The 9,546-nt window shown below is 37.0% G+C and carries 10 protein-coding genes; 1 reads left to right on the top strand and 9 read right to left on the bottom strand.

Annotated elements, in window-relative coordinates:
- Positions 1-248: zinc ribbon domain-containing protein (locus tag B5D12_RS06580; protein ID WP_143412056.1), on the top strand; the 248-nt coding region annotated here is incomplete at its 5' end.
- A 361-nt stretch (positions 249-609) separates the two neighbouring features.
- Here B5D12_RS06580 and B5D12_RS06585 read toward each other — a convergent pair.
- The 9 genes from B5D12_RS06585 to B5D12_RS06625 are packed head-to-tail and all read right to left on the bottom strand — an operon-like array spanning position 610 to position 9,174.
- Complete coding sequence (locus B5D12_RS06585; protein WP_078756073.1) at positions 610-1,242, bottom strand: V-type ATP synthase subunit D; 633 nt, start codon at positions 1,240-1,242, stop codon at positions 610-612.
- A 3-nt stretch (positions 1,243-1,245) separates the two neighbouring features.
- The gene (locus tag B5D12_RS06590) at positions 1,246-2,631 is read right to left on the bottom strand and encodes a V-type ATP synthase subunit B (protein ID WP_071409330.1); all 1,386 of its coding nucleotides are present in this window, start codon (positions 2,629-2,631) and stop codon (positions 1,246-1,248) included.
- Positions 2,631-4,409 (bottom strand): V-type ATP synthase subunit A, encoded by a 1,779-nt coding sequence (locus tag B5D12_RS06595; RefSeq protein ID WP_078756074.1) that lies wholly within the window; start codon positions 4,407-4,409, stop codon positions 2,631-2,633. The genes B5D12_RS06590 and B5D12_RS06595 overlap by 1 nt, the downstream gene beginning before the upstream one ends.
- Before the next feature lie 42 nt (positions 4,410-4,451).
- A complete protein-coding gene (locus B5D12_RS06600) occupies positions 4,452-4,769 on the bottom strand; it encodes a V-type ATP synthase subunit F (RefSeq protein ID WP_078756075.1) in 318 nt (105 codons plus the stop codon).
- Positions 4,753-5,769 (bottom strand): V-type ATPase subunit, encoded by a 1,017-nt coding sequence (locus tag B5D12_RS06605; RefSeq protein WP_078756076.1) that lies wholly within the window; start codon positions 5,767-5,769, stop codon positions 4,753-4,755. The genes B5D12_RS06600 and B5D12_RS06605 overlap by 17 nt, the downstream gene beginning before the upstream one ends.
- A gap of 11 nt (positions 5,770-5,780) precedes the next feature.
- Positions 5,781-6,365: a hypothetical protein gene (locus B5D12_RS06610; RefSeq protein WP_078756077.1), complete on the bottom strand. Its 585-nt coding sequence runs from the start codon at positions 6,363-6,365 to the stop codon at positions 5,781-5,783.
- 13 nt (positions 6,366-6,378) lie between these two features.
- Positions 6,379-6,855: a V-type ATP synthase subunit K gene (locus B5D12_RS06615; RefSeq protein WP_078756078.1), complete on the bottom strand. Its 477-nt coding sequence runs from the start codon at positions 6,853-6,855 to the stop codon at positions 6,379-6,381.
- Between the two features lie 20 nt (positions 6,856-6,875).
- Complete coding sequence (locus B5D12_RS06620; protein WP_078756079.1) at positions 6,876-8,861, bottom strand: V-type ATP synthase subunit I; 1,986 nt, start codon at positions 8,859-8,861, stop codon at positions 6,876-6,878.
- Positions 8,851-9,174: an ATP synthase subunit B family protein gene (locus tag B5D12_RS06625; protein WP_078756080.1), complete on the bottom strand. Its 324-nt coding sequence runs from the start codon at positions 9,172-9,174 to the stop codon at positions 8,851-8,853. Before B5D12_RS06625 ends, B5D12_RS06620 begins: the two co-directional genes overlap by 11 nt.
- Between the last annotated feature and the right edge of the window lie 372 nt (positions 9,175-9,546).

Consider the following 9,546-nt stretch of genomic DNA (forward strand, 5'->3'; position numbering starts at 1 on the left):
CTTTAGAAAGTGGTTCGCAAGTTTTAAAAGTATCCGCACAATTTACGTCCCAACGTTGTCCAAAATGCGAATCAATTGATAAAGCTAATAGACAACAAGATAAGCACTTGTTTACTTGTCGGAATTGTGGGTATCAATCAAATGATGACCGTGTGGCAGCTATCAATATTAAAGAATTGGGTCACCGATATCTGTCGAGTGAGAAAAACCCGCGGTTTGAAAAAGTTGTGCCAATACAAAATTATTAAACATAAAACAATATTCAGTAAGTGTCTACAGACTGCTTATTGATGGGGTGCCAGTCAACCATCCCTTAGTGTCTTTAAACGGTTGGAGATAAGACATCGTTTGTACAACCACCATGTTTAGGACAAACTCTCTGTTTTAGCAGAGAGTAGTTGATACCCAAGACCTAGAATTTTAAAACTCTGTCGCTTTTCAGACAATAAAACTTAAAAACGAACTACCTGAAGTGGGCAAGAAGTAGAAAATCGAAAAAGATTTCGCTTCGTCTCCCCACTCCCACAACAAAAACACCGTCAGCTAAATAATAGCTCACGGTGCTTTTAAACCTATATAGGGCTATCAGGACTCGTTTGTAAGGTCCTTTTATTTTTGTCCCATATCCTTAATCTTCATCATACGCGTTACTTGCGCACGCTCAGCCTCTTCTAATTTCATTTCAATGAAATAGATCGTCTCTTCTAATTGAGGAATGGTACGGAATTCTAATGCATTCACACGACGACGGGTCTTTTCAATCTCATCCGCCATCAACTGACATCCTTTTTCAATCTCGGCCAATCTTAACATATCAGTTAAGCTTTCGTTAACTGACTCAATCGCTTGGTCCATATCAGAAGTTGTAGCCACATAACTATATGGGAATTCACTATCTAACGATTGGTCTTCTATCTCGTAGTTAAATTTTGGTACCTTGACACTCATTACAGAGTCATAGCGCACCTGTAAACTAACTTCTTTGGCTGGTAGTGAAAAGATTTCTTGCACCATTTGATCACTCTTCATTGATTTCGCTAAAACAAAATCTTGCATCGCTGAAGTTAGTTGTTCTTCAACTTTTTTTCGTAATTCATTATTTTCTTTAATTTTCATAATGAACTGACGCATCAATTCGTCTTGCTTATCTTTCAATAATTTATGACCACGGGTGGCCGTCTTTAAACGCTCTTTTAGAATGCTTAACTCCATCCGAGTGGGATTGACATTCAATCTAGCCATGAATTATTCCCCCTTTTTAGGTAAGAATTCATCAATCATATCATCTTTAATACGTTTTAACTCTTCACGCGGCAAGATTGATAATAAGTCCCAACCTAAATCCAAGGTTTCTTGAATGGAACGGTTAGTCGTAAATCCTTGATTAATATATTCTTGCTCGAAGCGTGTCGTAAATTCAACATATAATTTATCTGTTTCCGATAACGCAGACTCACCTAGGATAGCTGCTAATTCTTTCGCTTGCTTACCTTCAGCATAAGCCGCAAATAATTGGTTCATGGTTGGGGCATGGTCTTTACGTGTTTTACCTTCACCTGAACCTTTATCTTTCAATCGGGATAATGATGGTAATACGTTAATCGGTGGTTTATAACCCATATTATCCAATTCACGCGAAAGAATAATTTGTCCTTCGGTAATATAACCGGTTAAGTCAGGTATTGGATGAGTAATATCATCTTCTGGCATTGATAAAATTGGAATTTGGGTGACCGAACCAGGTTTACCAACTAAACGTCCTGCTCGTTCATATAATGTTGATAAGTTCGTATATAGGTAACCTGGATAACCACGACGACCTGGAACTTCACGACGAGCTGCCGAAACTTCACGTAATGCCTCACAATAGTTCGTCATGTCAGTCATAATGACTAAGACATGCATCCCTTTTTCATAAGCTAAATACTCAGCTGTTGTTAAGGCAATTTTTGGTGTCGCAATACGTTCAATCGCGGGGTCATTCGCTAAGTTAACGAATAATACGGAACGATCAATCGCACCTGTTTCGCGCAAGTCATTCATAAAGAATTCAGCTTCTTCGAACGTAATCCCCATTGCTGCAAATACAACGGCAAACTTATCATCTGAATTCAATACGGTTGCTTGACGAGCAATTTGGGCCGCTAATTCTTTATGTGGTAAACCAGAACCAGAGAATACGGGTAATTTTTGTCCACGAACTAAAGTGTTTAAGTGGTCAATCGCTGAAATCCCTGTTTGGATAAACTCATCCGGATAATCACGAGCCACTGGATTAATGGCTTGCCCATCAATGTCTAATGATTTTTCTGGAATAATTGCCGGTCCACCATCAATCGGTTCACCCATCCCATTGAAAATACGACCAATCATATCTTCAGAAACAGGTAAATGAAGTGGTTTACCGCTAAAACGTACTTTCGTGTTCTTTAAGTTGATACCTGAAGATCCTTCAAATAGTTGCACAACGGCACGACTTTCTTGGACTTCTAGCACTTGTCCGCGGCGGACTTCACCATTTTGCATTTCAACTTCTACTAATTCATTGTATTTAACCCCATCGACACCATCGACAATCATCAGTGGGCCAACGACTTCTTCAACCGAACGGTATTCTTTAATTACTGCCATTATGCCTCACCTCCATGTTCTAAAATATGACGCATTGTCTTATCAATTTCGTCATATAAAGCTTTAATTTTGTCGATATCTTCCTCAGAAATAAATTTACTTCTAGCGATACGGTCACGTAATTGGACAGTATTGGACATTATATCGCTGAAATAAGCTCCTAAACTTAAAGTCTCATGTGCTTTTTCATCGAAGTGTAAAATATTTGTTAACATGGTATCTTGCTTCTCAAATGAAGTATAAGTATCCACATCATCAAACGCATTTTGTTGTAAGTAGTCTTCACGAATCATTCGTGCGGTATTCATGGTAATACGGTCACGTTCAGATAATGACTCTAAACCAACTAAGCGAACGATTTCTTCTAATTCACTTTCCTTTTGCAATAAATTCATTGCTTTAGTGACTTTCTTAGACCAGCCTTCTTGACCATGTTCTTCGAAATATTGTCCAATTTCAGATAAATATAGTGAATAAGAACTTAACCAGTTAATAGATGGAAAGTGACGTTTACGCGCTAAGGTTGCATCTAATCCCCAGAAAACCTTCACGATACGTAAAGTGTTTTGGGTTACAGGCTCAGAAGTATCCCCACCTGGAGGTGATACTGCACCGATGGCTGTAATCGTCCCTTCAATGCCTTTGCTTCCTAATACACGAACACGTCCTGCACGCTCATAGTATTCGGCAATACGTGAACCTAAATAAGCTGGATACCCTTCGTCCCCTGGCATTTCTTCTAAACGACCTGACATTTCACGTAGAGCTTCCGCCCAACGAGAAGTAGAGTCCGCCATGATAGCCACTGAGTAACCCATATCACGGAAATATTCCGCAATCGTAATCCCAGTATAAATTGACGCTTCACGCGCTGCTACGGGCATGTTAGAAGTATTTGCAATTAGGATGGTTCTTTCCATAATTGATTCACCGGTATTAGGGTCAATCAATTCTGGGAATTCATTTAATACGTCGGTCATTTCGTTACCACGTTCACCACATCCCACGTAAACAACAATATCTACGTTCGCATATTTCGCGATTTGGTGTTGTACAACTGTCTTACCTGCTCCGAAAGGTCCTGGAACCGCTGCGGCTCCCCCTTTCGTTACCGGGAAGAATGTATCGACCACACGTTGTCCTGTAATCATGGGTTCTTCTGGAATTAATTTTTGGGCAAATGGACGTCCTTTACGCACTGGCCAACGTTGAATCATCGTACCTTCAAACTCGCCACCATTTGCTTTGTCAACTTTATAAATAACCTCTTCTACCGTAAACTCGCCTGATTCTACTGACGTTAATGTTCCTTCTACGCCGACTGGTACCATAATACGATGTTCTACTGCTTTGGTTTCTTGGACAACGCCAATCACATCACCAGCCGTAACATAATCGCCTACGGATTTTTTAGGTTCAAAAGCCCATTTTTTATTACGATTTAAGATGGGTACTTGAACCCCACGAATTAAATAATCACTATTAGTCTCTTCCATAAAAGTATCCAATGGACGTTGAATACCATCAAACATTTGTGACATAATACCTGGGCCTAATTCGACGGATAAAGCTTCCCCGGTTGTCACTACAGGTTCACCTGGAGCAAGTCCACTTGTTTCTTCATATACTTGTATAGAGGCTTTATCTTGTCGCATTTCGATGATTTCACCAATTAATCCAAGATGTCCTACATGACAAATATCTTGGATATTGGCTTCAGACATTCCAGAAGCGACAACTAATGGTCCAGATACTTTAATAATTTTACCTTGACTCAATCTATTTCCTCCTTTATAAATTTTAAATTGTTAAGTAGCCGCTTATAGAATATTCATTCCGACTGCTTTTTCGACATTATCTTGAATTTTTTGTGCACCAATGCCAAAGTTACCACGATGGGTTGGAATTAAAATGACAGCGGGTGTCACGACTGTATCATAATATTGAATTACATCCGGGATTTCTTGAGCGAAATCTTCCGTTAAATAGACAATTCCATATTCGTCATTTTCTAATTGGCGCAAAGTCTTTTTCGTTTCATCAGCAGTATTGACTGGAAAAGTTTCAAATCCAATCATTTTAAATGGTAGAATGGCATCACGATTTCCAACGACCGCTACTTTATATTGTTTCGCCATAAATCGCACCCATCCTTTCTTGAATCTTTTCTTTGGCTATGCCATTGGCATGACCAGTTAATACGAGTCTTAAATTATTAATTTCATTCTCTTTCCCGAAAATATATTTCAACACTAATAAAGGTCCTTGAGCATCTAGACGATTTTCAAAGAAATATTGATGAATATAGGCATCCCGCAAATGTTCCAATTGATTGGCGGTAATCGTCCCATTATTCATATCTTCAATATAAGGTTTAAAGACCTCACCAAAATAAATATGCGTTTGTTCTTCAAACCATTGAGCTAATTGACCTTGTTCAACACGTTGAATTAACTCTTTCTTCTCAATAGATCCCTTACTGGTCATCATGGTATACATGAAACCATGACCTCTATCTAATTCAATTGCTCGTTTAATCGCAATTACATTATAAAAATCAATTAATGCATTAATAATCGGTGTCACTTTAGGATCATTGATTTTCTCATCGAGATGTCTTAAATGAGCAAAATAGGCACCATCAAAACCAACGTCAAAAGCTTCTGGTGCTTGGTAGGCTTGATAATCTTGCCAAGTACGATTCACTTCTTCCACCACATTGGGATATAAAACACTCGATTCAAACGTTTGAGTCACATGTCTTAAAGCATCTAATGGAAATTTTCCAATATCGATCAATAGATTTTCGAAATCGTGCCCAGTTACCTTCATTTTCATTAATACTTTTAAATTATGATACAAGTATTGTGCTGAAAAAATTTCGACAATTTCAGACTGAGGTGACTCCTCAAACACAAAACGATAAGCATTACGCAATTCTCTCATTAATACTTCTTCAATCTTATCAGGGTCAGACAATTGTTCAACTGACATCGCATAAGGTGAATTTTGTAAAATGATTGATAATGTCTCGGCATCCTTGGCATTAAGTAATTGTTGCCATTCTTCTCGGCTTAGGAAATATTGTTCCTTTACACTGATAGTCGTATTAACACCTGAAAAATCGTGGGTTGTCATAAAATCCCCCCTTATTTGGTATTAAAAACTTGTTGAGCTAAATCTGCACTTAAATCATTACGAACAGAATCTACTAATTGATCAAACATGAAATTATAATCCACACGTTGATCTTTTACCACAAAACCACTTTGATCTGAAATCGACTCTTCAGCAATGGTTAATTTTGGAAATTGTTCCAATAATGATTGTAACTCTGGTGAAGATAATTGATTGCGTGTCTTTTCACCAAAAACTACTTGTAATTCTTTGTCTTTAAACTGAGTTAAAATTGTTCTGGTAAATTCTAAGAAAGTTTGATTATCCCAAGCTTCCATTTTTTGCACGGCGCCGGCAAATAACTGGTCCATTAATGCTTGGCGACTATTCAAACTGCCTTGTCTTTCTTGATTTAACACTTGATGTTCCAAACGGGTTAAACGTTGTTTTTCTCGATTCAATTGCACATTACGCATATTTTCTTTTTCGTGTAATTGTGCTGTTAATTTAGTTTGAAACTCTTGTTCTAGTTCTTCATTTGCTTTGTCGAATTGCGCTTGTCCTTCTTGGTGCGCCTTTTTCAAGATGGACTCACGTAAATTTTGTAAGTCGCTCATATTATCGACCTCACTAGACATTTAAGAATAAGATAAATGATACAACGAAGGCTAAGATAGCATACGTTTCAACCATCGCTGATAAGATGATACCTTTTGTATTTTCTTCTGGACGTTTTGCTAAAATTTGCATTGCTGAAACGACCACATTTCCTTGGTGTAATGCTGAGAAATAGCCCACAATTCCAATTGGTAAAGCAGCAAATAAATAACCTAAACCTTGTTGAACAGTTAAACCATTACCGATTTGTAAAGCAGTTAAGAAGCCGATAACGAATCCGTATAAACCTTGAGTACCCGGTAATAATTGTAAAATTAATGCTTGTGCGAATTTTTCAGGCTCCTCTTTTAATAAAGCCGCTGCTGCAGAACCAGCCGAACCTACTGCACGAGCAGATCCCATACCAGCAAAGACAACCGCAACCACAATCCCTAAACTAGCAAAAAACGCGCCACCATTTTGTGTAAAATATCCTACAAATTGTTCCATATTAAAAATTCCTCCAATTTTTATTGATTCTTTTCATCATTGATTGAGACATAATCTTCTGAAACGGTTAATGGATTAAATTCCTGACCGCCACCATTATAAAACTTAGCAAAGAACTCGACGAAAATTAAACGAGCACCATGCACATAAGCACTTAAAAGTGATAAGAATAAACTTAATGCATGTAAGGCAACAAATAATAAGATACCGACGGTAAACTTCATTGCACCAGGCATAAAGTCAATAATCATATTGAATGCTAAAGCAATACTACCACCTGATAACCCTAAAGCCATCAAACGTGTATAAGAGACTAAATCCCCAATATAACTCGTCGTGCCATATAAATCATAAAGTCCCCAGCCTAAACCGCCTATGCCGCCTGCTTTAATACATGACGCCACTACGATTCCAAGTGCATTTAATATCGCTAACCACTTACCTATTAGAGCTAATAGCGCATAGCTTTCACCTAGCATGCCTACACCAATTAAAATAAAGCCAGTTAACAGTAAAATCCATGCCACTCCGGTTGAATAAGCTTCTACAATATTCTTTTCTTTTAGTTTTAAATAAGTATTAATTGCTAATGCTGCAAAAATATGAATTAAACCTAAAGCAACAGAAATACCTAGAATCAGCATGACATCCTCATTCGGATTAATTAATTGGAAGGGCAAACTAAAACCAAAGAAGGAGCCATAGAGACTGCCCCATATCATAATGGAAACACTTAAAATAGCGCCAAATCTTAAGGCGTTTTGCATCCCTTCTGATAATTTGAATAGTTTCAGTGCCAACAGACTTAAAATAAAAATTAATAAGCCATAACCCGCATCGGCCACCATCATCCCAAAGAAGACAAAATAAAATGGCATTAAAAATGGTGTTGGATCCAATTCATCATATCTTGGTAAAGCATACATGCGTGTAATTATTTCAAACGGTTTGACTAAGAAATTATTTTTTAATTTAATTGGGACTTCATCCACTTCATCAGCTTGAACTTCCGCTGTTCTAATGACTACTTTATTACCGAACTCATCTAATATCGCTTGTTTGAAGACAGCAAATTCACTTTGTTCAATCCAACCTTCAACCGCCATTAAATGTTGCGTAATCCCCACTTTTTTCTTGGTTAATTCACGTTCGTAAGCTGTTTTTACAAAATCTGCTTGAACCTTTAAGCCAGCTAATTCGCGTTTAGTTGATTTCATTTTTTGAATAATGGAACGACGTTCCTCTTTCAACTGTTGAATTTCCGCATTCCAACCTTCAATCTTCTTACCTGGTAAAGTCCGATAAGGATATTCAATTGGTTTAAAATTAGCTTCCGTTAATAAAGTTTCTAGCTCATTGGTTTCATCTTCTTGATAGAAAATGACTAAACCATATTCATAGTCATTTAAGAAAATAACTTTATGAACGATTGTTGGATGTTGTTTTATTTTTTGAATATATTGATTATTTTCAACATTCGGTACCGTTCCGATAACTGCTTTAATATGCTGGAACTGCTCAATAGCATTTGGTGTAATATCTAGCTCTCGCCATTTACGATATTTATCAATTTGATCATTACGTTTTTCCAATAACTCATCAATTTCCTTAATACGAGCCGTTAATTGATTCGTTTCGGTAATGACTTGATGCTCAGCAAATTGTTGATTATGTTGTTGGAATTCTATAAATGATAAACTTGGTTTTTCAGTCTGCATTTGCTTGAACCAACTGTCTTTTACTTCATAGTCTTCCAATTGTTCAATTGCATGATTAATTCGTTTGAGTCGATTAGTAATCGCATGTAAGGCTTCATCATCATAGACGATTTGTTGCTGTTCCTCATCATACTCTTCAATTAATGGTGCTAACTCTGAATCATTCTGATTTTCATTTTGTAAGTCCACTACTTGAATTCGTCGTAATCGTTGGACCGATGAAAGAATCGCTTCTAAATGTTCGCGTGACGAAATGAGCGTCACTTTTTGCATTGGGCTAATTGCCATATTCTTTCACCACCCTTTCTACTATTTGATTAATTAAATACTCCCTTTTATCACCAAGAGCTTTTTGAAGTTGTGCTTCATTTTCTTGAACACGCTGAGCTAATTTTTCCTTTGCTTGTTGTTCTTGTTCATCGAAGTGTTGACGTGCTTGGGCTATCATTTGCTTCGTTTCGACGTCAAAAGCTCCAGTTGCATCTTTTAATTTTTGTTCCATTTTTGCTCGTGCGTCTTCAATTTTTTCCTGATACTCAGTTTGGACTGCTTGAGCTTCCATTTCAATGGCGTTCATTTCTTCCAATGTTGAATGTGGCATCCTTTCACACCTCCTCTTAACACTAACATTTAATATTATAGCAAATTTTTACCAAAAATTTAAGTAAAGACTTCCTCCATTCAGCCATTAACAAATAAAAACGTTTCCATTTTCTGTTACATGACAGTTTCCTTCATATTTATATAATATAATGGGATAATATAATCTTAAGAAAAATTTAATAATTGAATAGTGATGATTTAATCTCTATTTGACAAAATAAGGAAAACGAGGGCGGCCATAAACTTGATAAACTTAGTTATGATTATTGTTCGTTAATTTATAGCGCAGTGGTTGAGTGGTCTCAATCTGCGTCTTAATGAGGTTAAAGATAAATTTGGTAAACTCAATCAAGTTATTGTTATTAAATTA

It is taken from the genome of Globicatella sulfidifaciens DSM 15739 (assembly GCF_900167405.1).
Lineage (GTDB): Bacteria > Bacillota > Bacilli > Lactobacillales > Aerococcaceae > Globicatella > Globicatella sulfidifaciens.

Excerpts from the sequence above, each read along its gene's own strand:
- B5D12_RS06585 (WP_078756073.1), bottom strand. The coding sequence starts at position 1,242 with ATGGCTAGATTGAATGTCAATCCCACTCGGATGGAGTTAAGCATTCTA.
- B5D12_RS06590 (WP_071409330.1), bottom strand. The coding sequence starts at position 2,631 with ATGGCAGTAATTAAAGAATACCGTTCGGTTGAAGAAGTCGTTGGCCCA.
- B5D12_RS06600 (WP_078756075.1), bottom strand. The coding sequence starts at position 4,769 with ATGGCGAAACAATATAAAGTAGCGGTCGTTGGAAATCGTGATGCCATT.
- B5D12_RS06605 (WP_078756076.1), bottom strand. The coding sequence starts at position 5,769 with ATGACAACCCACGATTTTTCAGGTGTTAATACGACTATCAGTGTAAAG.
- B5D12_RS06610 (WP_078756077.1), bottom strand. The coding sequence starts at position 6,365 with ATGAGCGACTTACAAAATTTACGTGAGTCCATCTTGAAAAAGGCGCAC.
- B5D12_RS06615 (WP_078756078.1), bottom strand. The coding sequence starts at position 6,855 with ATGGAACAATTTGTAGGATATTTTACACAAAATGGTGGCGCGTTTTTT.
- B5D12_RS06620 (WP_078756079.1), bottom strand. The coding sequence starts at position 8,861 with ATGGCAATTAGCCCAATGCAAAAAGTGACGCTCATTTCGTCACGCGAA.
- B5D12_RS06625 (WP_078756080.1), bottom strand. The coding sequence starts at position 9,174 with ATGCCACATTCAACATTGGAAGAAATGAACGCCATTGAAATGGAAGCT.